This is a genomic window from Streptomyces sp. NPDC002896 (assembly GCF_040295225.1).
In the GTDB taxonomy this organism is placed as follows: Bacteria; Actinomycetota; Actinomycetes; order Streptomycetales; family Streptomycetaceae; genus Streptomyces.
Genome location: NZ_JBEOVA010000016.1, coordinates 158,794 through 182,169 on the forward strand (window position 1 = coordinate 158,794; position 23,376 = coordinate 182,169).

Consider the following 23,376-nt stretch of genomic DNA (forward strand, 5'->3'; position numbering starts at 1 on the left):
ACCGCATGAGCCCCGGAGCCACCGTCGGTCCCCGACCCTCACCGACTCACGAAGGCTCCGGTTCACCAGGAGGGGCGGCACCCTGTGCGGGGGTGCCGCCCCTTTGTGTGCGTCGGGCCGTGCTGCTCGGACTCAGACCGCTCCCGGCCAGTCCAGCACCGTGAGACCGGGCCACTGCTGCCTCCAGCGGGCGGCCTTGGTCTCGTAGACCTCCCGTGGGGCGAGCACCGGATTCGGGCGGATGACGAGGTTGAACACGTCGGCCAGACCGTGGGGCGCGTAGACGCGCCACCGCCCGTCGGGCTCCAGGCGGACCCCGAGACAGCAGGTCGTCGCGGCGAAGCAGTCGATGGCCGACTCCGTGGAGGTGTGCGGGGCGCAGGGTACGCCGAACTTCTGCTCGTACCAGAGGTGGACGCGTGCTTCGTTCCGGATCTCGACCTGCGCCAGGAGATCACCGAAGGCTTCTTGTCCCGTTCTGATCACCGCGTCCTCGGCTTTCCAGGACAGGTCGCCGTCGTCGAAGTAGAAGACGTCGTAATCCTTGATCCCGGCGGTCGGCGGCTGCCCCGTGACGACGTTCCACACGGTCTGGAACAGGCACCCGGCCGTCAGATACCAGCCCGGGAGGCGCATGGCCGCAGTCCGGTGCAGCACCTCCAGCAACACGTCGTTGCGGGACAGCGCCGCTTGGAATGCGGAGAGTTGCTCGTCGAGAGGCAGGCGGCCGGTCATCGCCCATGCCTATCACCGGCCGCCGACAATCGTCCGCACACAGCGAAGGGCGGCGGCGCCCGTACGGGACGGGCGCCGCCCACCCCGGAGGGGGTCAGGACCGGAACGGCCCCGTCACCTCGTACGTGATTCCGCCGGACGAGCTGCCCGTCGTGCCGCGCTGCGAGGAGAAGTACAGGCGGGTGCCGTCGGGGGAGAACGCCGGGCCGGTGATCTCCGAGCCCGACTGGCCGGTGATGCGGAGGAACGGTGCCACGACGTCGTCGGGCGTGATGATGCAGATCTCCATGTTGCCGCCGTCCTCGGCGACGAACAGGTCGCCGGAGGAGGAGCCGGTGACGTTGTCGACACCCGTCAGCGGCGCGCCGCCGCCCGAGACCAGCGAGTCGTCGTAGGCCAGCTCGAAGGTGCTGTTGGCGAGGTTCAGCTGCCAGACGCGGTTGTCGCCCTTGGTGGTGAACCAGACGGTGTCGTTGGCGTAGTGGCAGCCCTCGCCGCCGTTGAACCGCTTCGCGCCGGAGACCTGGTTGCGGGTCGTGGTGGGCGAGCCGTCCGGGTCGGGCACGTTCGCCCAGGTGAACGAGCCGGAGGTGCCGGTGCCCGCCTTGAGGACCTGCAGCGTGCCGGAGGACAGGTTGCCCCAGGTGGACGGGACGAAGCGGTAGAGGCAGCCGTCCGACTCGTCCTCGGTCAGGTAGATCACCTTGCGGACCGGGTCGGCGGCGGCCGCCTCGTGCTTGAACTTGCCCATGGCGTCCCGGCGGGTGGCGGCGTTCACGCCGTAGGGGTCCGTCTCGTAGACGTAGCCGAGGCTGACCTCCTCGCAGGACAGCCACGTGTTCCAGGGCGTCTTGCCGCCGGCGCAGTTCTGCCGGGTGCCCGAGAGGATGCGGTACGCGCCGGTGATGGCGCCGGACGAGTTGAATCTGACGGCACTGGCGCCGCCGCTCGGGTTGATCTCGGAGTTGGAGACGTAGATCCAGCCGGTGCCGTCGGCGAAGCAGGCTCCGCCGTCGGGGGCGTTGTGCCAGGTGTACGACGTGCTGCCGACCTGCTGGCCGGACCGGGCGATCACCCGGCTGGTGAAGCCCGCGGGCAGCTGGATGCCGTTGGCGTCGGCGGCGCCGAGGGCCCCGTACGGGCCGGGGCCCGGCTGGGCGGGGGCCGCGTAGGCGGCGCCGTGCATGAGCGTGCCGCCGAAGGCGGCGGCCGAGGTGCCGATGACTGCTCCGCGCAGGAAGGTACGACGTTCCACTGTCGCTCCAGGGGTGCTGTGACGGCCCCGGGCACCGGTCGGCGCCGGGGTCGAGCGGTCATGGACGTTAGGCGCGCTGAGTAGACGGGTCATGGCCAATTCATGACGGTGTCTTGGCGGCGTCTTGGCATTGTTCTGGCGTCGGACGGCCGAGAAGGGATCGCCCGGCCGTCGTACGGTGAGGTGACCAACGTCATCACGAGGGAGCTTTCGCCATGACGGGCTGGAACGCGGGCGACATCCCCGACCAGGGCGGTCGTGTCGCCGTGGTCACCGGCGCCAACAGCGGCATCGGATACGTCACGGCACGTGAACTGGCCCGGCGCGGCGCCAGAGTGCTGCTCGCCTGCCGAAGCGAGACGCGTGGCATCGAGGCGTCGGACCGGATCCGGTCGGAAGTCCGGGACGCCGACGTGCAGTTCGTCCCGCTCGATCTCGGCTCGCTGGATTCCGTACGGGAGTTCGCTTCCGGCTACGACCGTGACCACGGGCGGCTCGATCTGCTCATCAACAACGCGGGCGTGATGGCCCTGCCGTACGGCCGGACGGCGGACGGGTTCGAGACGCAGTTCGGCGTCAACCACCTCGGGCACTTCGCGCTCACCGGGCTGCTGCTGCCGCGGCTCCTGGCCGCGCCCGAGGCCCGGATCGTCTCCGTCTCCAGCGGCGCCCACGCGTTCGCCAACATCGACATCGACGACCTGAACAGCGAGCGCGGCTACCGGCGCTGGGTCGCGTACGCCCGCTCCAAGACCGCGAACCTGCTGTTCGTCCACGAGCTGGCACGCCGTCTCGCCACCGCCGGCTCCGGCGTCGTCGCGGCCGCCGCGCACCCCGGCTACGCGTCGACGAACCTGCAGACCCGCGCCCCGAAAATGGAGGGCCGCAAGGCCGTCGAGCGTCTCGTGGCCATCGGCAACCGGGTCTTCGCCCAGTCGGCCGAGGCCGGCGCGCTGCCCACGCTGTACGCGGCCACGGCACCCGGCGTCGCCCCGGACTCCTTCACCGGCCCCCGCCTCCAGGGCTGGCGCGGAGCCCCCGCGCCGTCGTGGCGCGCCCCGTGGACGCTGAACGACACGGCGGGCGAGCGGCTGTGGGCCGCATCAGAGCGGCTGACGGGCGTCACGTACGACGCCCTGAAGGAGTGACGGCCTGCAGCCGGAACGCTCAAGGAGTGACGGACACCCGAGGGAACGCAGTGACGGCTCCGCGGAGGAACCGCGGAGCCGTCACTCGATCGTCCGTGCTCAGACCGCGACGCCCGCGCTCCGCACCTCGTACGCCGTCACCGCGACCTCGTCGTCGTCCAGGCACCGCCCGGACTCCAGGTCGAAGCGCTGCTTGAGCAGCGGCGAGGCGACGAACGGGCGACCCTGCGCCGAGCCGAGCAGGCCCCGCGAGAGGACCGCGGCGCCCGTGAACGGGTCACGGTTGTCGATCGCGTACAGGCGGCCGGTCCGGTCGAGGAAGATCGCGGCCTGCCGGCCGTCCGGCAGCAGGGCCGCGACACCGCGGCCGGGGGTCAGCAGCGTCAGATCGCAGACCGTGAACCAGTCACCGGTCCCGTCGAGTAGCAGCTGCACCTTCAGATCCGTGGTTTCCGGGGCGAGCGTCATCGGGTGGCGGTTCCTTCCAGGGGTCGGGTGCCGATGGACAGCAGCGGCAGATCCGGCTTGATCTGGTCGCGCTCCGGGACGAAGCTGACCGTCGGGTCCGGGGTGTCGGGCGCGTTCACGAAGGAGACGAAGCGGGACAGTTTCTCGGGGTCGTTGATGGTCTCGGCCCACTCGTCGCGGTAGTTCGCGACGTGGTCGGCCATCAGCTTCTCCAGCTCGTCGCAGATGCCCAGCGAGTCGTGGACGACTACGTCGCGCACGTGGTCGAGGCCGCCCTCGATGCGCTCCAGCCAGGTCGAGGTGCGCTCCAACCGGTCGGCCGTACGGATGTAGAACATCAGGAAGCGGTCGATCAGTCGGATCAGCTCGGCGTCGGACAGGTCCTGGGCGAGCAGGTCCGCGTGGCGCGGGGTCGCGCCGCCGTTGCCCGCCACGTACAGGTTCCAGCCGTTGGCCGTGGCGATCACGCCGAAGTCCTTGGACTGGGCCTCCGCGCACTCGCGCTGGCAGCCGGAGACCGCCGACTTCAGCTTGTGCGGGGAGCGCAGGCCCCGGTAGCGCAGCTCCAGGTCGATGGCCATGCGGACCGAGTCCTGCACGCCGTAGCGGCACCAGGTCTGGCCCACGCAGGACTTCACCGTGCGCAGCGCCTTGCCGTACGCGTGGCCCGACTCGAAGCCGGCGTCCACCAGCCGCGCCCAGATCATCGGCAGCTGCTCGACGCGCGCGCCGAACATGTCGATGCGCTGACCACCCGTGATCTTCGTGTAGAGGCCGAAGTCGCGGGCCACCTCGCCGATCACGATCAGCTTCTCCGGGGTGATCTCACCGCCGGGGATGCGCGGCACGATCGAGTACGAGCCGTTCTTCTGCAGGTTCGCCAGGAAGTGGTCGTTGGTGTCCTGCAGCGATGCCTGCTCGCCGTCCAGGACATAGCCGCTGGCGCCCAGCGTCGGCGCGAGCGAGGCGATGATCGAGCCCACCGTCGGCTTGCAGATCTCGCAGCCGTCGCCGCCGCGCGCCGCCTCCCGGCCGTAGCGGTCGAGGAGGTCCTGGTACGAGGTGATGCGCAGGGCGAGGACGATCTCGTAAAGCTCCTGGCGGGTCTGGCCGAAGCAGCCGCACAGGCCCTTGTCGACCTCGACGCCGGACGCCTCCAGCTCGGCCGTGACCAGCTGGCCCAGCACCTTCACGCAGGAGCCGCAGCCCGTACCGGCCTTGGTGCACTTCTTCACCTCGGGCACGGTCGTGCACTGGTGGTCCGTGACGGCGCCGCGGATCGTGCCCTTGGTGACGTTGTGGCAGGAGCAGATGACGGCCGAGTCCGGCAGCGCCGACGGGCCGATCTGCACCGGGCCGCCCGCGCCGGCCGGGAGGACCAGCTGCTCGGGAGCGACGGGCGGAATCGAACCGGTGAGCGGCCGAAGGGTGCCGTACGTCTCCGCGTCACCCACGAGGATGCCGCCGAGCAGCTCCCCGTCCTGGCCGATGACCAGCTTCTTGTACACGCCGGAACGCGAGTCCGAGTAGACGACGTCCAGGCAGCCCTCCGCCGTGCCGTGCGCATCGCCGAAGGACGCCACGTCCACGCCGAGGAGCTTCAGCTTCGTCGACATGTCGGCACCCGTAAAAGCGGCCGCCGCAGAATCACCCGCGATCGCGGCGGCCGCGGTCTCTGCCATCTCGTAGCCCGGCGCGACGAGGCCGTACACGCGGCCGTCCACGGCCTGCGCGCACTCGCCGATCGCGAACACCTGCGCGTCGCTGGTGCGGCACTGCTCGTCCACCGTGATGCCGCCGCGCTCGCCCACGGTCAGGCCGCAGTCGCGGGCGAGCTGGTCGCGGGGGCGCACGCCCGCGGAGAACACGACCATGTCGGTGGCCAGCTCCGAGCCGTCCGACAGCTTCATCCCGGTGACCGCACCGGAGTCGTTCGCGACGACTTCCTGGGTGCCGGTGCCGGTGTGCACGGTCAGGCCCATGTCCGTGATGGTGCGCAGCAGCGCCGCGCCGCCCGCGTCGTCGACCTGCACCGGCATCAGGCGCGGTGCGAACTCCACGATGTGCGTGTCGAGCCCGAGGCCCTTCAGCGCGCCCGCGGCCTCCAGGCCCAGCAGACCGCCGCCGACGACCGCGCCGGTCGTGGCGTGGTTCTTCGCGTACTCCTCGATCGCGAACAGGTCCTCGATCGTGCGGTACACGAAGCAGCCCGCGGCGTCCTTGCCGGGCACCGGCGGCACGAACGGGTACGAGCCGGTCGCGAGCACGAGGTGGTCGTAGGTGACGGTGAACCCGGAGTGGGCCGTCACGGTCCGGCTGTCCCGGTCGATGTGCTCGGCCGGGTCGCCGACGCGCAGCTCGATGCCGTGCTCCTCCATGAAGCCGGCCGGCGTGAGCGAGAGCTCCTCGGGCGTGCGGCCGGAGAAGTACGAGGTGAGCTGGACTCGGTCGTACGCGGGGCGCGGCTCCTCGCAGAGCACGACGACGCGGGACCGCTCGGTGACTCCCTTGTCCGCGAGGGCCTCCAGGAACCGCTGGCCGACCATCCCGTGGCCGACGACCACGATCGTGGGGGTGGACGTGGACATCTCAGAAGCCTCCATCGTTGGTGAGCAGGTGGAGCAGCGGAGCCGACGGGGACTCCGTGAGCGGTTCGTCGCTCTCCCACGCCCGGGCGAGCGCCCCGACACTGCGGAGCTCGCCGAGGAGCAGCCCGCCGACCAGCCGGTTCCCGCGGACGACGACCTTGCGGTACGTGCGGCGGGTGGCGTCGGTGAGCTGCACGACGTCGTCGCCGGGCAGTGCTTCGGTCTCCCCGAAGGCGGCGACGTCCAGTGGGCCTGTGCCCTGTTCGGCGAGGGTGAGCCGGGTCAGGGCGCGGGTGCCGGTGTAGCGCGGTGCGGCGTCCGAGGTGAGGAGCGCCGCGAGGATGTCGGCCTGGTCGAGGGCCGGTGCGGCCAGGCCGTATACGTGACCGTCGTGCTCGGCGCAGTCGCCGATGGCCCTGATGTGCGGGTCGGAGGTGCGCAGCTCGTCGTCGACGACGATGCCCTTGCGCACCTCGAGGCCCGCCGCGACGGCGAGGCCGGTGCGGGGGCGGACACCGCAGGCGAGGACGACCAGGTCGGCCCCGAGCCGATAGTGGTCGGCGAGCTCCACAGCGTGCACCGCGCCGTCGGCGCAGTGGATGCCGCGGACCCGGTTCTCCGTGTGGATCTCCACGCCCATGCCGGTCAGGTGGCGGTGCACCAGTTCCGAAGCCTTCGCGTCCAGCTGGCGCTCCATCAGGCGCTCGCCCTGCTGGGCCATGACCACCTGGGCGCCGCGCTCGGCGAGCGCCCGGGCCGCGGAGACGCCGAGGAGGCCGCCGCCGATCACGACGGCGCGTGTCCCTTCACGTACCGCCGAGGAGAGCGCCAGGCAGTCGTCCATCGTGCGGAAGGCGTGCACGCCCTTGGGGAGGTCGCGGGCGCCCGGCTCGAACAGGCCGCGCAGCGCGGGCAGCACCGGGTTGGAGCCGGTCGCCAGGACCAGCGTCTCGTATGCGATCACGCTGCCGTCGTCGCAGTGCACCAGCCGGTCCTCGCGGTCCACGCGGACGACGCGGGCACGGAGCTGGGGGCTCGTCGGAGCGGGCAGCGCGATGATCTCGGGCGCGTACTTGCCCGCCAGCACGTCGGCGAGCAGCAGGCGGTTGTACGGCGCGTGCTCCTCCTCGCCGATGAGCAGGGCGTCGGGGCCCAGCCGCTGGGCGAGCCGTGCGCCCGCGGGGCCGGCGCCGATCACCACCACACGCGTTTTCGAGGTCATGACTTGAGCGTGCGTCGTGGGTGTTACCCGTCGGCATCCCCTCTGTTTCCCGAGAGGAACGCTGCGCTCAGCAGTGGCCGGGGGCGGGTGTGAGGGTTTGGGTGAGGGGGTCCGTTGTGGGGGTGCCTGGGGCTTGCTCCCCAGGCCCGTCTGTCCTGGTCGGGGCCGTTTCCGGTCGTCCAACCTCAGATGGGCCTCAAGACTCGCCGTATTCCATGGACGGCGCATGTATCGCGTTCATAGGGTCGCGATCATGCCTGACATATCCCTGATGACCGTGCTCGTGCTCTGCCTCGCCGCGGGCGCGGCCGGATGGGTCGACGCCGTGGTGGGCGGCGGCGGACTGCTGCTGCTTCCCGCCCTGCTGCTCGGTCTGCCGGGCAGCACTCCGGCAGCGTACGCCCTCGGCACGAGCAAGGCGGCCGCGATCGTCGGCACCACGGGCGCGGCGGTGACGTATGTGCGCAAAGCGCCCGTGGACGTGTGGACGGCGGTCCGTATCGGTCTCGCCGCCATGGCCGGGTCGATGGGCGGCGCGTTCTTCGCGGCCGGGATGAGCACGGAGGTGCTGAAACCGGTGATCATGGTCGTGCTGCTGTGCGTCGCGGCCTTCGTGATCCTCAAGCCCGCGTTCGGCACCGCACCCGCGACCGGCCCTGCGTCCCGCCGCCGCATCCTCGCCGCCATCGGCCTGGCCGGTCTGGGCATCGGCTTCTACGACGGGCTGATCGGCCCCGGGACCGGCACGTTCCTCGTGCTCACGCTCACCGCCGTGCTCCACCTGGACCTGGTGACGGCCTCGGCCACCGCCAAGATCGTCAACTGCTGCACCAACGCCGGAGCGCTCGCGATATTCGCCTGGCAGGGCACGGTGCTGTGGCAACTGGCGGCGCTGCTGGCGGTGTTCAACCTGGCGGGCGGCACCCTCGGCGCGCACACGGCGCTGAAGAAGGGCAGCGGCTTCGTCCGCGTCGTGCTGCTGACGGTGGTCCTCGCGCTGGTCGCGAACCTGGCGTACGAGCAGTGGGTGGCGTGAGGCCCGTCCACCGGCGTCTGCCCGCGTCCGGTGGGTATCCGTCTGTGTCTATCCGGTGGGTATCCGTCTGTGTCTAGTGGCTTCCGGTCAGGTGCGCGAAGACCACGACGTTGCCCTGGTAGCCCGTCTTCTTCGAATAGCCGCCGCCGCAGGTGATCACCCGTAGCTCGGGGCGGCGGGCGGCGCCGTAGACCTTCTCGTCCGGGAAGTTCCGGCTGTCGAACACATCGATGGCGTCTACCGTGAAGACGGCGACAGATCCGTCCCGCCGGTCCATCTCGATGGTGTTGCCCTTCTTCAGCGCGCCGAGGTTGTAGAAGACGGCGGGGCCCTCGGCGTCGTCGACGTGTCCGGCCACGACGGCGGTTCCGGTCTCGCCGGGCTTCGTCCCGGCCTCGTACCACCCGGCGACGTTCTTCTGCTCGGGCGGCGGGGCCTCGAGGCTACCCGAGGACGTCAGGCCGAGGCCTATGAGGGGCGCGTTCACACGTATCGCGGGTATGCGTATGCGGTCGGGCGGCGAGGGCGGCAGCGGGGGCGCCGCGGGCGCTTCGCCGCCGGTGCCGGGCCCGGCCGACGCGGCGTCGTCGGCCTGCGCGGCGGACGGCTGCGGCGGCAGGTGGCCCTCGGTGCCGTCGCGCACCAGCCATATGCCGGAGCAGAGGGCGACGGCGGTGACGGTGGCTATCGCGGCGTCGGCGACCCTTCGGCGGCGAGCGCCGTGTGCCGGCCGCGCCTTGCCGGCCCTGGCCGGCCTTGCCCCGCTGATCCTGCGCATGGGCACCTCCGGGTGGCTCGTCCGGGTGGCTGATCCGGTGGCTGATGGTCGCTGGTGGTGGCCGGTTGTCGCTGGTGATGGCCGGTCGTGGCTTGCGCCGGCCGCCTGTCGCGCCGGCTGCCCGGCGGTCGGCGGCCGTCCGGATGCGGGGTTTCCGCGTCCCCCTCCGGGCGCCGCGAGGGGCTACGGGCCCGGAGGGGGAGGGGAAGCGGTACCGGTGGACAGCGGAGGGCGTCCGTCAGATCCTGTCGCCTCTCGCCCGGCGATGCAGGAGCCAGGTACCGCCCGCGGCGGCCACGGCCAGCGCCGCCACACCCGCCGCGGTCTTCACGGGGTCGGGGCCGAGCGCGCCGCCGACCCCCGTTTCCACACGTCCTTTCGGCTGCAGCTGCTCCCCGGCGACGGCCAGGATGACCTTCAGATCGCCCGCCACCTGCTTGTCTCCGCGGAAACACTTCGCGACGATCTCGTACGTGCCCGGCTGCGCGGACGGCGGCACCTTGAACTGGCCGATCGCCTCACCCTCGTGCGCGCTCGGCGCCAGCGTGAACATGCCCGCGCCCACCGCGCTCGCGTCCCCCGTCGCGGTTTCGCCGGCGCCGCACGCCTTGGTGTTCACCGACACCGTGGCGCCCGGTGCCGTGGTGGAGGGATACAGGTCCAGGGCGTTTGCGTCGCCCGCGTAGGCAGGGGCGGCCGACAGGCCCGCCACGGCGGCGGCGAGCACGGTACCGGTCAGCAGGCGGCGTCTGCGCATGGTGCTTGCACCTCCGAGAGGGCGCGGCCCGCGGCATCCCCATGTGCCGCCGAGTCGGTCGCGTCCCTGCCCTTCCGAGGTAAGTGGCACTCGGCGGCACCCGCCTGCTGATGAGCCATCAGAAATCCGGGGGCGGGCCCTTTCCGGACACTCGAGCGCGAACGTTCCAGCAGGTCACCGGCGTGTCGGCGAAAAGAAACCCCAAAGGGCGCGGCGAGGCTGTGAACGGGTGACTCGGCCGCGCCGCCCGGCGCGTCAGAGCGCCTCCCACGGCACGGAGGCGTACAGGTCCGCCAATGCGCCCATCAGCTTCTCGTCGACCGTGAAGTCCGTGTCGTCGATCCGCCGCACGGGAGCGATGCCCTGCGAGTTCATCACGAAGGCGGAGGCGTACGAGGCCAGGTCGGCGAGGCGCACGGGAGCGCGCCGGGAGCGGAGTCCGGCGTCGCCCAGCCGCGGCTCGAGCAGCTGCAGCGTGGTGCCCGCCAGGCAGGGCGCGTCGGGCAGTACGACGTCCGTACCGTCGTAGAAGACGATGTTCGCGACGGCACCCTCGCTGACCGTGCCGTCGGTGCCGGTCAGCAGCGCGTCGTCGAAGCCGGCCCGGCGGGCCAGCCGCCCGTAGTGGATCTGGCCGAAGCCGCCGAGATGCTTGATGTGCGGCACGGGCCGCAGATACGGCACGGACATCAGCGACTGCGCGGCCGCCGGCATCTCGGCGGGCGGCCGGACCGTGACCATGATCCGCGGCTCGCCGCCCGGCGCGTGCACATAGACCCGTACGGAGGCGTCCGCGATGTCGTCCCCGAGCGCGTGCCGGACCAGCTCGCGCACCCGCCCGCCGTCCAGCTCGCGGCCGAACAGCTCGCGGGTCGCCGAGTCCAGCCGCGCCAGATGCACCCCGAGCCCGCGCACCCGGCCGCCCCTGACCTGCATCGCGGTGAAGTGCCCGTCGTTGACGAGGGCCGGCCACAGCAGCTGCTCTGCGGTGGCGGGGTGCCCGTCGATCTCGATGCGCTGGACGAGGGGCGGTTCCGGTTGCGTCCGGAGCTCCGGTGAGGTCGTCATGACGTCACGGTACGAGGCGCATGCGCCGCACGGTATGGGGCGGGGGGACGGCCCGGGCGCGCAGGCCGTCCCCCGCCGGATCGGTCAGCCCACCGACACCGCCGACCACGCCGCGCCCACCGCGGCGTACTCCGCGCTCCCCGCCCCGTACAGGTCCTTCGCCGCATTCAGCGTCGCCGTGCGGGCGCCCGCGTAGTTCGTCGACGACGTCATGTAGACCGTCAGCGCCCGGTACCAGATCTTCCCGAGCTTGTCCCTGCCGATGCCGTTCACCGCCGCGCCGTTGCACGTGGTGCCGTTGTGCAGCACCCCACCGATCGTCTTCGGGCCGCTGCCCTCGGCCAGCAGATACGCGAAGTGGTTCGCGACGCCCGACGAGTAGTGCACGTCGAGACCGGCGACCGACGAGCTCCAGCAGTCCGCGGACTTGCCGTCCTTGGACGGCTGGTCCATATAGCGCAGCGCCGACTTGCCGAAGCCCGGCTTCACGATCTTCTCGCCGATCAGCCAGTCGCCGGGGTCGGAGGCGTTGGCCGCGTAGAACTCCACCAGCGTGCCGAAGATGTCGGACGTCGCCTCGTTCAGGCCCCCGGGCTCACGGGAGTACGTGAGGCCCGCGGTCTTGGACGTGACGCCGTGCGACATCTCGTGCCCGGCCACGTCCAGGGACACGAGCGGCCCGAACGTCGTCCCGTCGCCGTCGCCGTACGTCATGCAGAAGCAGGTGTCGTCCCAGAAGGCGTTGTTGTAGTCGGTCCCGTAGTGCACACGGTTGTACGACCCCTTGCCGTCGCCGGCGATGCCGTTGCGCCCGTGCACGTTCTTGTAGTAGTCCCAGGTGGTGTCCGTGCCGTACTGCGCGTCGACCGCCGCGGTCGCACGGTCCGAAGCGGCCCCGGTTCCCCAGTGGTTGTCGGCGTCCGTGAAGAGCACCGCGGGCGCGCGTTCCAGGCAGATGGTGAGGAGACAGGTGTCCGTCTTGTTCTGCGCATCGCCGGTGTACGTGCTGCCGCGCGTGGCGTCCTTGAGCTGGTACGTCGAGCCGGACAGGGTCGTCTGCAGCGGCACCGTACCGCTGTAGAGGGACTGGCCGTCGCCGGTCGCTGTCTCGATGCTGTCCCAGGCGTCGATCTGCCGGCCGGTGCGGGCGTCGGTGAGGATGACGCGTGCTACCGGGTTGCCGAGCGAGTCCTGGCCGGTGGCCTGGGTGCGCCAGGCGAGCGTGGGCTCGCCGTGCAGTGCGTCGACGACCAGTTGCGGCGTGGCGACGACCTTGCGCAGCGTCTCGCCGAGGTTCGCCGCGCGCAGAGCCGCCGTGGCCAGGTTCGCGGCCTTCGGCGCGGAGAGCGAGGGCTTGACGGTCGGCACGGCGAGATCGCCGAGCACGGCCCGGTCGGCACTGCGGTAGCTGCCGTCCGGGGCCAGGTGGACGACGAAGTCGCCGCCGAGCAGAGGCAGTTGACGGTACGTACGGTCGTAGCGGACGTGCTGGCTGCCGTCCGCGTCGACGACGACGTCTCGCACCGCGGTGGACTGCGCGTCGGTGATGCCGAGTTGCCCGGCGAGCGAGGCGATCGCGGTCTGCGCGTGGCGGATCGCGTCGGCCCGGCCTGGCAGCGGCTGGTCGGCGGCGGCCGCGGTGGGGGTGAGGGCACCGGCCAGGAGGGCGGTGGCCGCCACGGCGATGCCTGCGGCGCTGCGATGCGAGGTCGTGGGGGCCGGCGGGGTCTTCGGGGCCGGCGGGGTCGAACGCGTCGCAGTCGTCGGTCGTCTCATCGGTCTCCTCGGCTGGGGCCTGGCGGATGGGCCTGGTGGCTGGGGACGGTGGGGGGCTGGGACGGTTGGGGGTGAGGGCGCTTGGGGGTGAGCCCGGATGGGTGGCCTGGGAAGCGCACTGACGTTCGCTCAGGTTTACGGGCTCATGACATGTCATGTCCATAGCGGTCCTGTGCCGCTGTCGTGGAGCTGTGGTGCGGGGGTGGGGGAGAGGTGCAGGTGGGGAGGGTGCGCAGGCGACGGCGATGGGGGGCGACAATCGGTTGCGTGGACCGGACCCGCGGTCCCGTCGGACCGGATCTGCCGTTGGAAGGGAACCCGTACATGACCACGGCCGAGTGGCTGACCGTGCTGACCACCACGGACGACGAGGCGAAGGCGCGGCGGCTCGCCCGCGGAGCGGTGGAGGCGAGGCTCGCGGCCTGCGCCCAGATCCCGGCGCCCGTCACCTCCGTCTACCGCTGGGAGGGCACCGTCGAGACCGCGAACGAGTGGCAGGTCCTGTTCAAAACGACGGCCGACCGGTACGAGGCGCTGGCGTCCTGGCTCATCGAGGCCCACGACTACGACGTGCCGGAGATCATCGCCACGCCGGTGGTGCGGGGGAGCGCTGCCTATCTGGAGTGGGTGACCCGAGAGACCCGCGAAGACGGGGAGACCGGGAAGACCGGGAAGAGCGGCGCGTGATGCAGCTGCCGTTCTTCGTCTACGGGACGCTGCGCCCCGGCGAATGCAATCACGACGTGTTCCTGAGGGGACGCACGGTCACCGAGGAACCGGCCCGGCTCGCGGGAGCGGTGCTGTACGAGGGGCCGGGCTTCCCGTACGCCGTCGAGGAGGACGAGGGCGTCGTGCGCGGGGAACTGGTGACCGCCGCGCCCGACGAGTACGTCCGACTGCTCGCCAGGCTCGACCGGTTGGAGGGGTACGCCCCGGGCGACCCCGCCAACCTCTACGAGCGCGTGGCCCGGCCCGTGACGTGCGGCGACGGCAGGGTGGTGCGGGCCTGGGTGTACGTGGCAGCGCCGGCGATCGCAACGGACCTACGCGCGAACGGCAAGCCGATCGACGGCGGCGACTGGAGGGCGTCCTGAGCCACCCGCGCCGCCGCGCCGCACCCACACCGCTGTGCCCACCCGTGCAGCCCTCTAGCGGCACGACTGCCCACAGCGGCGGCGGGCCGGCGTCGGCCGCTAGGCCGGTGTCGGGGCGGGCGCGAGTTCGAGGCGTACCGCGCACGCCTTGAACTCCGGCATGCGCGACGTCGGATCAAGCGCCGGATTCGTAAGGGTGTTGGCCCGCCCCTCACCCGCCCAGTGGAAGGGCATGAAGACGGTGTCGGGCCGGATGCCGGTGGTGATGCGCGCAGGCGCGACGGCCTTCCCGCGCCGGGACACCACGGCCACGGCGTCCCCCTCCGCGGCCCCGAGCCGTTCGGCCAGCCGCGGATGCATCTCCACGAAGGGCCCGGGCGCGGCCGAGTTGAGCTCGTCGACGCGCCGCGTCTGAGCGCCCGACTGGTACTGCGAGACGACCCGCCCGGTCGTCAGCAGCACCGGGTACTCGGCGTCCGGCTCCTCCGCGAGCGGCCGGTGCGTGACCGGCACGAACCGGGCCCGCCCGTCCGGGGTCGCGAAACGCTCCAGGAAGAGGCGCGGGGTCCCGGGGTGCTCGGCTGCGCCCCGCGTACTCCCGGCGTCCCCCGAAGTCCCGGTATCCCGCGCGCTCCCGGCATCCCCCGCCGGGTCGTCCGGCAGCACGTCGCACGCGGCGTCCTCGCTGTCCTCCAGCGGCCCGTCCTCCTGCGGCCCCTCGGTCGCCGGGCAGGGCCAGAACACGCCCTGCTCCCGCGCCAGCCGGCCGTAGTCGATGCCCGAGTAGTCGGCGGGACCGCCCGCCGACGCCCGGCGCAGTTCCTCGAAGACCTCCTCCGGGTCCGTCGGGAAGCCCTTCTCCACGCCCAGCCGTGAGGCCAGTTCGTTCAGTACGACGAGGTCGGAGCGGATACCGGGCGGCGGTGTCAGCGCCTGGCGGCGCAGCAGGACCCGCCCTTCCAGGTTCGTCATCGTGCCCGTCTCCTCGGCCCACTGCGTCACCGGCAGCACGACGTCCGCCAGCGCGGCCGTCTCCGACAGGACCACGTCCGCGACGGCGAGGAAGTCAAGGGAGCGCAGCCGCTCCTCGATGTGCGCGGCGCGCGGGGCCGACACCACGGGGTTGGAGCCCATCAGCAGCAGCGACCGCACGTCGTGGCCCAGTGCGTCGAGCAGCTCGTACGCGCTGCGGCCAGGGCCCGGCAGGCTGTCCGGGTCGACGCCCCACACCTCCGCGACATGGCGACGCGCCTCGGGGTCGTCCAGCTTGCGGTAGCCCGGCAACTGGTCGGCCTTCTGGCCGTGTTCGCGGCCGCCCTGGCCGTTGCCCTGGCCCGTCAGGCAGCCGTAGCCGGACAGCGGGCGGCCCGCGCGGCCCGTCGCGAGGCACAGGTTGATCCACGCGCCCACCGTGTCGGTGCCCTTCGACTGCTGCTCGGGTCCGCGGGCGGTGAGCACCATCGACGACTCGGCGTCGCAGAACATCCGTACGGCCTCGCGGAGTTCGGGAACGGACACCCCCGTGATCCGCTCCACGAACTCCGGCCAGTGCGCCATCGCCGCCGCCCGCGCGTCCTCCCAGCCGGTCGTACGGTCGCGGATGAACTCCTCGTCCGTCCGGCCCTCCGCCACCACCAGGTGCAGCATCCCCAGCGCCAGTGCCAGGTCCGTCCCCGGGCGCGGGGCCAGATACAGATCGGCCTGCTCGGCGGTGCGCGTACGGCGCGGATCGATGACGATCAGCTTGCCGCCGTTCTCCTTGAGCTCCGTCAGGAAGCGCAGCGCCGGCGGCATCGTCTCCGCGAGGTTCGAACCGACCAGGATCACGCAGCCGGCCCGCGGGATGTCCTCGAGCGGGAACGGCAGGCCGCGGTCCAGGCCGAAGGCCTTGTTGTGCGCGGCCGCCGCGGACGACATGCAGAACCGGCCGTTGTAGTCGATCTGCGACGTGCCGAGCACGACCCGCGCGAACTTCCCGAGCGCGTACGCCTTCTCGTTCGTCAGGCCCCCGCCGCCGAAGACCCCGCACGCGTCCGGGCCATGCTCCGTGCGCGTGCGGGTCAGCCCCTCGGCGATACGGTCGAGGGCCTCCTCCCAGGTGGCCGGTTCGAGCTCGCCGGTGGCAGGGCGGCGGACCAGCGGCTCTGTCAGGCGCACTCGGGAGGAGAGCAGTGCGGGCGCTGTGCGGCCCTTGCCGCACAGCGCTCCCCGGTTGACGGGGAACTCGGTGCGCTCCACCACCTCCACGCCGCCGCCCTCGTTCGCCGACAGGTTCATGCCGCACTGCAGGGAGCAGTACGGGCAGTGCGTCGGCGTCAGGGTCGGCGCGGGGGCCGGCGTCGGGGTCGGCGTCGCTGGGGCAGAGTGCATGCTGCCAGCATGCGTCGGGCGTGTTACGTGCCGCGGTGTGGCCCGTTACACGGCAGGTACGGGGACCTCCCGGTCGGGTGGGCGGCGACGTGAGGTGCCGTTGCACTCCGTGACCGTGCCGCGCACTACCCATGGCATGGCGTGCGCCGTCGGCGTCTGCGGGTCGTCGTCGGTTGGTGCGCCACCTGCCGGTGGCCGGGTCGGGGCCGCGCCGTGCGGTGGGCGCACCCATAGACGTCGTTCAGCCGGACGCCAGCGCGTCCGTAACCCCCGGTTCCCGGGGCCCCAGGAACCGCGGATCCGGCCGGAGCGCGGCGTCCACCGCCGCCTTCCCGGCCGCGAACACCTCCCGAGCCGCCCCGTAGTACCACGTGACATCGTGCCGGTCGTCGACCCCGACGCCGTACGACGTGACCCCCGCTGCCCGGCACAGCGCGACCGCCCTGCGTATGTGGAAGCCCTGGCTGATCAGCACCGCCCGGTCCACGCCGAAGATCTTCTTGGCCCGCACACACGAGTCCCATGTGTCGAAGCCCGCGTAGTCGCTCACGATCCGCCCGTCCGGGACGCCGTGAGCCGTCAGATGGGCGCGCATGGCGTCCGGTTCGTCGTACTCCTCGCGGCTGTTGTCGCCTGTGACCAGCACCACCTGGATCCGGCCCGCGCGGTACAGTTCGGCCGCCGCGTCCAGGCGGTGGGCGAGGTACGGCGACGGCTCGCCGTTCCACAGGCCGGCGCCGAAGACCACGGCCACCGGGGTCCGCGGTACGTCCGCCGTCGTCCGCAGCCGGCTGTCCGCCGACACGAACAGCCAGGTGGCGGGCAGCAGCGCCAGCACACAGGCCAGCATCAGCGCCTGCACCGCCCGGCGCTGCCCCGAGCGCGTCCGCGGCAGGCGGAACCAGGACGGCGGCCACGCCGGTCTCTGCGGCCGCCCGATACGCAGACGGACCGCCTGGCCCAGCCTCCGCAGCCGGCCTTGCCGTAGCATCCAAATCCCCCCGTGTCCCCGTGCTCGCCCGGCTCCGGGCCAGCTGTGATCAACCGTAGGCGAACCCACCGACAATCACGCCGCCGGACGGCCCCGGGTTGCGGCCCGGCTGACAGTGGCGTTCCCCGCCGCGTGAGCCCAGAGGAAAAGAGCTGTCACCGTCGCGCAATGATGCGGCAACCTGCCGCAGCCACGATCGGTTCATGACGGCGTCGAACCCTCCTCGCGACGAGTCCACCCAGCCCTCGGGCAGCAGCCTGCCGCCCGGCACGGCGCGCACCGACGGCCACCTCGACAGTACGGCGCAACTCATGAACCGGATCACCAGCCAGCTCGGCAGCCAGCTCAGCCTCGTCGCGCTCGACGGAAGGCGTCGCCGCCCCGAGTCGCCCGCCCTCGTCCTCGTGGCGCACGGCAGCCGCGACCCGAGAGCGCTGAGCACGGTCGAGACCCTCGCCGAGCGCGTGAGCGAGCTGCGCCCCGGTCTCTCCGTCCGACTCGGCCACATCGAGCTGAACGAGCCGCTGCTCCCCGACACGCTCGCCGCTCTCCGGCCCGGCCGAGCCGTCCTCGTACCGCTGCTGCTCAGCCGCGGCTACCACATCAAGCAGGACATTCCCGAGGCCGCCGCCGGTGCGTCCCACCTGGACATACGCATCGCGGCGCCGCTCGGCCCGCACCCGCTCCTCGTCGAGGCCCTGTACGCGCGGCTCGTCGAGGCCGGATGGCGGACCCGGCTCAGCGCGGCCGACCGGCGCAGCCACGCCGTCGTGCTGGCGGCGGCCGGATCCCGCGACCCCGACTCCGCCACCGACACCAAGCGCACCGCCGAGCTGCTCGCCGAGCGCCTCGGAGTGCCGGTCGTCCCCGCGTACGCCTCCGCGGCCGCCCCCACCGTGCCCGACGCGGTGCGCGCCCTGGCGGCCCGCGGCCGCCACCGCGTGGCCGTCGCCTCGTACTTCACTGCGCCGGGACGTTTCGCCTCGGAGTGCGCCGAGGCCGCACCCTGGATCGCCGCCGAACCGATGGGGGCGCACGCCGCGATGGCCCGCCTCGTCCTGCACCGCTACGACGAGGCCCGCGTGTCGGCCGCCGCCACCGCGTCCCTGCACCTCGCCACGGCCTGAACCCGCCTGAACCCCCCGGATCCCAAGCAGCTCACTGTCCGTGCTCTCTCTGTTACCGCCTCTGTCGCCACCTGCGTCTACTGTCGGTGCATGGAAGGCACGGAGCTGAACGCGTACTACGACGAGGCGGCCGTCGAGCGGTGGGCCGTCGAGGCCGACAAGAGGCCGGGGCGTACGGCGTTCCAGCGCGACCGCGCGCGGGTGCTGCACTCCGCCGCGCTGCGCCGCCTCGCCGGAAAGACGCAGGTCGTGACCCCCGGGACGCGCAGTCAGGCGTGGGACCCCAGCGCGCGTACACGGCTGACGCACTCGCTCGAGTGCGCCCAGGTCGGCCGTGAGCTGGGGGCCGCGCTGGGCTGCGACCCGGATCTGGTGGAGACCGCGTGCCTCTCCCACGACCTCGGCCACCCGCCCTTCGGGCACAACGGCGAGCAGGCGCTCAACGAGGTCGCCCAGAGTTGCGGCGGCTTCGAGGGCAACGCCCAGTCGCTGCGGCTGCTCACCCGTATCGAGCCCAAGCGCTTCGTGCAGGACGAGGAGAGCGGCGAGCTCGTCCCCGTCGGGCTCAACCTCACGCGCGCGGCGCTCGACGCCGCGACCAAGTACCCGTGGCCGCGTGGCGCCCATCCCGCCGACCCCGCGTCGCCCAAGTTCGGGGTCTACGAGGACGACCGTCCCGTCTTCGACTGGATCCGCAAAGGCGCCCCGGCCACCCGCGCCTGCTTCGAGGCCCAGGTCATGGACTGGGCGGACGACGTGGCGTACTCGGTGCACGACGTCGAGGACGGCCTGCACGCCGGGCACATCGACCCCAACTGCCTGCACGCCGATCCGGAGCGCAGGGAGATCTTCGCGGTGGCCATCGGGCGGTACGTGCCCGCCGACACGGACCCCGAGGAGCTCGCAGAAGCCCTCGACCGCCTCCTCGACCAGGAGTGGTGGCCGCACGGCTATGACGGCTCGGCCGTCGCCCAGGCCCGGCTCAAGGACGCCACGAGCCAGCTCATCGGGCGGTTCTGCCTGGCCGCCGAGGGCGCCACGCGCGCGAGATGGGGCTCAGGGCGGCTCACGCGGTACGCGGCCGAGCTGGTCGTACCCCGCGAGACCCGCCACGAGTGCGCCGTTCTCAAGGCCGTCGCCGACCGCTACGTCATGCAGCGCGCCGAACAGGAACGGCTCCGCGCCGACCAGCGGATCGTCGTCGCCGAGCTGGCCGAGGCGCTCACCGTACGGGCGCCCGAAGGCCTTGACCCGCAGTTCCGCGCGCTCTTCGACGCGGCGGACGACGACCGCACGCGCGAGCGCGTCATCGTCGACCAGATCGCCTCCCTGACCGACGCCTCGGCCCGCTCCCTGCACGACAGGCTCACAGCGCCCCGTCCCTGAGCCTTCCGGCCCTCGGATTCCTCTTGGACGAGCAGGTCACGGCTGGCATATCTTCCCCCAGCGCACGCTCTTCCGCGGGCGCCGTTTTCGTCGTCCGGCTCACGGCCATGCAGCGGCAGAAGGCAGCCGAGCCGCCTTACGGCAGGGCCTGAGCCACACGGACGTGACCCAGCGTGGCCTGATCGGGCCACTCCCTCTTCCCCCCTCACGCTCCGTGCGGGACGCTCAAGTGGCGGCACCGTGTTGTTCCGGGCTCCGACATCAGCGGTCTCCGCCGATGTCGCCGGATCCCGACGAGGAGGCATCAAGTGGTCGACGCTGATCAGACGTTCGTCATCGTCGGGGGAGGGCTGGCCGGTGCGAAGGCGGCCGAGACGCTCCGTGCGGAGGGTTTCACCGGACGGGTGATCCTTATCTGCGACGAACGCGAACACCCGTACGAGCGCCCGCCCCTTTCGAAGGGCTATCTCCTCGGCAAGGAGGAGCGCGACAGCGTCTTCGTGCACGAACCGGCCTGGTACACGCAGGCCGAAATCGAGCTGCACCTCGGACAGGTCGTGGTGTCCATCGACCGCTACGCCAAGGCGGTGCGCCTCGGTGACGGCGCCCTCATCGAGTACGACAAGCTGCTGCTCGTGACCGGCGCCGAGCCGCGCCGCCTGGACGTCCCCGGCACGGACCTGGCGGGGGTGCACCATCTGCGGCGGCTCGCGCACGCCGAGCGGCTGCGCGGCGTCCTCACCTCGCTCGGCCGCGACAACGGCCACCTCGTGATCGCGGGCGCGGGCTGGATCGGCCTGGAGGTCGCGGCGGCCGCGCGCGAGTACGGCGCCGAGGTCACCGTCGTCGAACCGCTGCCGACACCGCTGCACTCCGTCCTCGGCCCCGAGCTCGGCCAGCTCTTCGCCGATCTGCACCGCGAACACGGCGTGCGCTTCCACTTCGGCCGTCGGCTCACCGAGATCGCCGGCCAGGACGGCGTCGTGCTCGCCGCCCGCACCGACGACGGCGAGGAGCACCCCGCGCACGACGTGCTCGCCGCGATCGGCGCCGCCCCGCGCATCGCACTCGCCGAGGCCGCGGGCCTCACCATCGCCGACCGGGCGCACGGCGGCGGCATCGCCGTGGACGCGTCGCTGCGCACCTCCGACCCGGACATCTACGCCGCCGGAGACGTGGCCTCCACCCTCCATCCGCTGCTCGGCTTCCCGATTCGCGTCGAGCACTGGGCGAACGCGCTGAACGGCGGCCCGGCCGCGGCCCGCGCCATGCTCGGTCAAGAGGTGACGTACGACCGCGTGCCGTACTTCTTCTCCGACCAGTACGACGTGGGCATGGAGTACTCGGGCTGGGCGCCGCCGGGGACGTACGACGAGGTCGTGATCCGGGGTGATGTCGGCAAGCGGCAGTTCATCGCGTTCTGGCTCGCGGACGGGCGGGTGCTGGCCGGGATGAACGTGAATGTGTGGGATGTCACGGAGCCGATCCAGCGGCTGATCCGGTCCCGCGCGCAGGTCGGCCCCGAGGCCTTGTCCGACCCGTCCGTGCCGCTGGAGGGCCTCGCCGGCTGAGCTGCCGGGCCCTCGCCGCGCTCACCACCGGGAGGAGGCCGTCGTCTCATGGCTGTCGGCCCGTCCCCGTAGAATTCCTGCGTGGCAGGCAGGATCAATGACGAGGACGTGAAGGCTGTACGGGACGCGGTCCCGATCGACGCCGTGGTGTCCGAGTACCTCCAGCTGCGCAACGCGGGCGGCGGCAACCTCAAGGGCCTCTGCCCCTTCCACGACGAGAAGTCCCCCTCCTTCCAGGTCAGCCCCAGCAAGGGGCTGTTCCACTGCTTCGGCTGCCAGGAGGGCGGCGACACCATCACGTTCGTGATGAAGATCGACCACCTCTCCTTCTCGGAGGCGGTCGAGCGGCTCGCCGCACAGGCGGGCATCACGCTGCGGTACGAGGAGGGCGGGTACAACCCCGCCCACCAGCGGGGCGAGCGCATCCGCCTGGTCGAGGCCCACAAGATCGCCGCCCAGTGGTACGTCGAGCAGCTCGACACCAGCCCGGAGGCCGAGACCGGCCGCAAGTTCCTCGCCGAGCGCGGCTTCGACCAGGCCGCCGCGGCCCACTTCGGCGTCGGCTACAGCCCCCAGGGCTGGGACCACCTCACCCGCTACCTCCGCGGCAAGGGCTTCACCGACAAGGAGCTGCTCCTCTCCGGCCTCTCCCAGGAGGGCCGCCGCGGCCCCATCGACCGCTTCCGCGGCCGCCTGATGTGGCCGATCCGCGACATCGGCGGCGAGGTGGTGGGCTTCGGCGCCCGCAAGCTGTACGAGGCGGACACCGGCCCCAAGTACCTGAACACCCCCGAGACGGCGATCTACAAGAAGTCCCAGGTCCTCTACGGCATCGACCTCGCCAAGAAGGACATCGCCAAGGCCAGCCGCGCGGTCGTGGTCGAGGGCTACACAGACGTCATGGCCTGCCACCTCGCAGGCGTCACCATTGCTATCGCGACCTGCGGCACGGCCTTCGGCGGCGAGCACATCAAGATCCTGCGCAGGCTGCTGATGGACAACGGCAGCGCACGCGTGATCTTCACCTTCGACGGCGACGCGGCGGGCCAGAAGGCGGCCCTGCGCGCCTTTGAGGACGACCAGAAGTTCGCCGCCGAGACGTACATCGCCATCGCCCCGGACGGCATGGACCCCTGCGATCTGCGGCTCGCCAAGGGCGACGAAGCGGTCGCCGACCTGGTCGAACCGCGCACCCCGCTGTTCGAGTTCGCCCTGCGCCAGATCGTGAACCGCTACGACCTGGAGACGCCGGCCGGACGTGCGGCAGCGCTGGACGAGGCGGCGCCCATCGTCGCCCGTATCAAGAACACCGCCACGCAGCACGAGGTCGCGGTGCAGCTCGCCGGCATGCTCGGCATCCTGGACATCCAGTTCGTGGTGCGGCGGGTCGCGCAGCTGGCGCGCTGGGCCCGGGACCGCGGCGGCCGCGGCCCGGCGACGGAATCAGCGGCGGCACAGCAGCGGGCCCCGCAGTCGTACGCTCCGGTGCGCGCGCCGTCGGGCCCCGCCCTGAACCTGCGCAGCCCGGCCCACCGCACCGAACGCGAACTGCTCAAACTCGCCCTGCAGTACCCGCAGTTGGTCTCCCCGGCCTTCGACGCGTACGGAGTCGACGAGTTCACCGCCCCGCCGTACGCTGCCGTCCGGCAGACCATCGAGGTGGCGGGCGGCGCCGAGCTCGGCGCCCACGACGCCTCCGCGTACCTCGCCCGCGTACGCGAGGCCGCGCCCGACGACGTGGTGCGCGCCATGGTCACCGAGCTCGCGGTAGAGCCGATCCTGCGCAAGACCGTCGACGAGATCTATGCGGGCATCCAGCTCGTCCAGGTCCGCCTGCGCGCCGTGGACCGCCGCATCCGCGAGATCCAGGGCACCCTCACCCGCCTCGGCCCGCACGCCGACCCGGCCCATCTGGCCGCCGTGCAGAACGAGTTGTGGGTGCTGCAGCAGTACGGGCAGGCGCTGCGGGAGCGTGGCGCGGACGCGCTCTGACCGGGACCGGGGGC

At 72.0% G+C, this 23,376-nt stretch carries 19 protein-coding genes; 8 read left to right on the forward strand and 11 right to left on the reverse strand.

Features of this window, described 5'->3' with window-relative positions; all coding sequences use genetic code 11:
• Positions 1 to 132: 132 nt before the first annotated feature.
• Complete coding sequence (locus ABT009_RS28160) at positions 133 to 735, reverse strand: nucleotidyltransferase family protein (protein ID WP_351300675.1); 603 nt, start codon at positions 733 to 735, stop codon at positions 133 to 135.
• Between the two features lie 94 nt (positions 736 to 829).
• Positions 830 to 1,990 (reverse strand): PhoX family protein, encoded by a 1,161-nt coding sequence (locus tag ABT009_RS28165; protein ID WP_351300678.1) that lies wholly within the window; start codon positions 1,988 to 1,990, stop codon positions 830 to 832.
• A gap of 215 nt (positions 1,991 to 2,205) precedes the next feature.
• Between ABT009_RS28165 and ABT009_RS28170 the strand changes: the two genes are divergently transcribed.
• The gene (locus ABT009_RS28170) at positions 2,206 to 3,138 is read left to right on the forward strand and encodes an oxidoreductase (RefSeq protein WP_351300680.1); all 933 of its coding nucleotides are present in this window, start codon (positions 2,206 to 2,208) and stop codon (positions 3,136 to 3,138) included.
• A gap of 99 nt (positions 3,139 to 3,237) precedes the next feature.
• On the opposite strand, the gene nirD is transcribed toward ABT009_RS28170, so the two are convergent.
• The 3 genes from nirD to ABT009_RS28185 are packed head-to-tail and all read right to left on the reverse strand — an operon-like array spanning position 3,238 to position 7,416.
• On the reverse strand, positions 3,238 to 3,606 hold the full coding sequence (nirD, locus tag ABT009_RS28175; protein ID WP_351300683.1) for a nitrite reductase small subunit NirD: 369 nt from the start codon (positions 3,604 to 3,606) through the stop codon (positions 3,238 to 3,240).
• On the reverse strand, positions 3,603 to 6,194 hold the full coding sequence (gene nirB / locus ABT009_RS28180; RefSeq protein ID WP_351300686.1) for a nitrite reductase large subunit NirB: 2,592 nt from the start codon (positions 6,192 to 6,194) through the stop codon (positions 3,603 to 3,605). Before nirB ends, nirD begins: the two co-directional genes overlap by 4 nt.
• Before the next feature lies 1 nt (position 6,195).
• Positions 6,196 to 7,416, reverse strand: coding sequence for an NAD(P)/FAD-dependent oxidoreductase (locus tag ABT009_RS28185; RefSeq protein ID WP_351300689.1), 1,221 nt, complete (start codon positions 7,414 to 7,416; stop codon positions 6,196 to 6,198).
• A 253-nt stretch (positions 7,417 to 7,669) separates the two neighbouring features.
• Here ABT009_RS28185 and ABT009_RS28190 point away from each other — a divergent pair, with 253 nt between their 5' ends.
• Complete coding sequence (locus tag ABT009_RS28190; protein WP_351300692.1) at positions 7,670 to 8,452, forward strand: sulfite exporter TauE/SafE family protein; 783 nt, start codon at positions 7,670 to 7,672, stop codon at positions 8,450 to 8,452.
• Between the two features lie 73 nt (positions 8,453 to 8,525).
• On the opposite strand, the gene ABT009_RS28195 is transcribed toward ABT009_RS28190, so the two are convergent.
• The 4 genes from ABT009_RS28195 to ABT009_RS28210 all read right to left on the reverse strand — a co-directional run bounded on the left by ABT009_RS28195 (position 8,526) and on the right by ABT009_RS28210 (position 12,831).
• A complete protein-coding gene (locus ABT009_RS28195; protein ID WP_351300695.1) occupies positions 8,526 to 9,230 on the reverse strand; it encodes a class F sortase in 705 nt (234 codons plus the stop codon).
• Between the two features lie 238 nt (positions 9,231 to 9,468).
• Entirely contained in the window at positions 9,469 to 9,987 is a 519-nt protein-coding gene (locus ABT009_RS28200; protein ID WP_351300698.1) for a GVDTG sorting domain-containing protein, read from the reverse strand.
• Between the two features lie 255 nt (positions 9,988 to 10,242).
• The gene (locus tag ABT009_RS28205) at positions 10,243 to 11,055 is read right to left on the reverse strand and encodes an aminotransferase class IV family protein (RefSeq protein ID WP_351300700.1); all 813 of its coding nucleotides are present in this window, start codon (positions 11,053 to 11,055) and stop codon (positions 10,243 to 10,245) included.
• An 84-nt stretch (positions 11,056 to 11,139) separates the two neighbouring features.
• Entirely contained in the window at positions 11,140 to 12,831 is a 1,692-nt protein-coding gene (locus ABT009_RS28210; RefSeq protein WP_351300703.1) for a M4 family metallopeptidase, read from the reverse strand.
• Positions 12,832 to 13,155: 324 nt separating this feature from the next.
• Here ABT009_RS28210 and cutA point away from each other — a divergent pair, with 324 nt between their 5' ends.
• A complete protein-coding gene (cutA, locus tag ABT009_RS28215) occupies positions 13,156 to 13,518 on the forward strand; it encodes a divalent-cation tolerance protein CutA (RefSeq protein WP_351300801.1) in 363 nt (120 codons plus the stop codon).
• Positions 13,518 to 13,925 carry a gamma-glutamylcyclotransferase family protein gene (locus ABT009_RS28220; RefSeq protein WP_351300803.1) on the forward strand — a complete coding sequence of 136 codons (408 nt, stop codon included), beginning with the start codon at positions 13,518 to 13,520 and terminating at the stop codon, positions 13,923 to 13,925. The genes cutA and ABT009_RS28220 overlap by 1 nt, the downstream gene beginning before the upstream one ends.
• Before the next feature lie 99 nt (positions 13,926 to 14,024).
• Here the strand turns inward: ABT009_RS28220 and ABT009_RS28225 are convergent, their stop codons facing one another.
• Both ABT009_RS28225 and ABT009_RS28230 read right to left on the reverse strand, forming a co-directional pair.
• On the reverse strand, positions 14,025 to 16,295 hold the full coding sequence (locus ABT009_RS28225) for a molybdopterin oxidoreductase family protein (RefSeq protein WP_351300706.1): 2,271 nt from the start codon (positions 16,293 to 16,295) through the stop codon (positions 14,025 to 14,027).
• A gap of 241 nt (positions 16,296 to 16,536) precedes the next feature.
• Positions 16,537 to 17,286, reverse strand: a complete 750-nt coding sequence (locus ABT009_RS28230) for a SanA/YdcF family protein (protein ID WP_502989972.1) — start codon at positions 17,284 to 17,286, stop codon at positions 16,537 to 16,539.
• A 203-nt stretch (positions 17,287 to 17,489) separates the two neighbouring features.
• Here ABT009_RS28230 and ABT009_RS28235 point away from each other — a divergent pair, with 203 nt between their 5' ends.
• The 4 genes from ABT009_RS28235 to dnaG all read left to right on the forward strand — a co-directional run bounded on the left by ABT009_RS28235 (position 17,490) and on the right by dnaG (position 23,362).
• Entirely contained in the window at positions 17,490 to 18,413 is a 924-nt protein-coding gene (locus ABT009_RS28235) for a sirohydrochlorin chelatase (protein ID WP_351300709.1), read from the forward strand.
• A gap of 90 nt (positions 18,414 to 18,503) precedes the next feature.
• Entirely contained in the window at positions 18,504 to 19,799 is a 1,296-nt protein-coding gene (locus tag ABT009_RS28240) for a deoxyguanosinetriphosphate triphosphohydrolase (protein ID WP_351300712.1), read from the forward strand.
• 308 nt (positions 19,800 to 20,107) lie between these two features.
• Complete coding sequence (locus ABT009_RS28245; protein ID WP_351300714.1) at positions 20,108 to 21,370, forward strand: NAD(P)/FAD-dependent oxidoreductase; 1,263 nt, start codon at positions 20,108 to 20,110, stop codon at positions 21,368 to 21,370.
• Positions 21,371 to 21,451: 81 nt separating this feature from the next.
• A complete protein-coding gene (dnaG, locus tag ABT009_RS28250; RefSeq protein ID WP_351300717.1) occupies positions 21,452 to 23,362 on the forward strand; it encodes a DNA primase in 1,911 nt (636 codons plus the stop codon).
• Positions 23,363 to 23,376: the final 14 nt, after the last annotated feature.

Coding starts and splice junctions, on each gene's coding strand:
- ABT009_RS28160 (WP_351300675.1), bottom strand. CDS start 735: ATGACCGGCCGCCTGCCTCTCGACGAGCAACTCTCCGCATTCCAAGCG.
- ABT009_RS28170 (WP_351300680.1), top strand. CDS start 2,206: ATGACGGGCTGGAACGCGGGCGACATCCCCGACCAGGGCGGTCGTGTC.
- nirD (WP_351300683.1), bottom strand. CDS start 3,606: ATGACGCTCGCCCCGGAAACCACGGATCTGAAGGTGCAGCTGCTACTC.
- nirB (WP_351300686.1), bottom strand. CDS start 6,194: ATGTCCACGTCCACCCCCACGATCGTGGTCGTCGGCCACGGGATGGTC.
- ABT009_RS28185 (WP_351300689.1), bottom strand. CDS start 7,416: ATGACCTCGAAAACGCGTGTGGTGGTGATCGGCGCCGGCCCCGCGGGC.
- ABT009_RS28190 (WP_351300692.1), top strand. CDS start 7,670: ATGCCTGACATATCCCTGATGACCGTGCTCGTGCTCTGCCTCGCCGCG.
- ABT009_RS28195 (WP_351300695.1), bottom strand. CDS start 9,230: ATGCGCAGGATCAGCGGGGCAAGGCCGGCCAGGGCCGGCAAGGCGCGG.
- ABT009_RS28200 (WP_351300698.1), bottom strand. CDS start 9,987: ATGCGCAGACGCCGCCTGCTGACCGGTACCGTGCTCGCCGCCGCCGTG.
- ABT009_RS28205 (WP_351300700.1), bottom strand. CDS start 11,055: ATGACGACCTCACCGGAGCTCCGGACGCAACCGGAACCGCCCCTCGTC.
- ABT009_RS28210 (WP_351300703.1), bottom strand. CDS start 12,831: ATGAGACGACCGACGACTGCGACGCGTTCGACCCCGCCGGCCCCGAAG.
- cutA (WP_351300801.1), top strand. CDS start 13,156: ATGACCACGGCCGAGTGGCTGACCGTGCTGACCACCACGGACGACGAG.
- ABT009_RS28220 (WP_351300803.1), top strand. CDS start 13,518: ATGCAGCTGCCGTTCTTCGTCTACGGGACGCTGCGCCCCGGCGAATGC.
- ABT009_RS28225 (WP_351300706.1), bottom strand. CDS start 16,295: ATGCACTCTGCCCCAGCGACGCCGACCCCGACGCCGGCCCCCGCGCCG.
- ABT009_RS28230 (WP_502989972.1), bottom strand. CDS start 17,286: ATGCTACGGCAAGGCCGGCTGCGGAGGCTGGGCCAGGCGGTCCGTCTG.
- ABT009_RS28235 (WP_351300709.1), top strand. CDS start 17,490: ATGACGGCGTCGAACCCTCCTCGCGACGAGTCCACCCAGCCCTCGGGC.
- ABT009_RS28240 (WP_351300712.1), top strand. CDS start 18,504: ATGGAAGGCACGGAGCTGAACGCGTACTACGACGAGGCGGCCGTCGAG.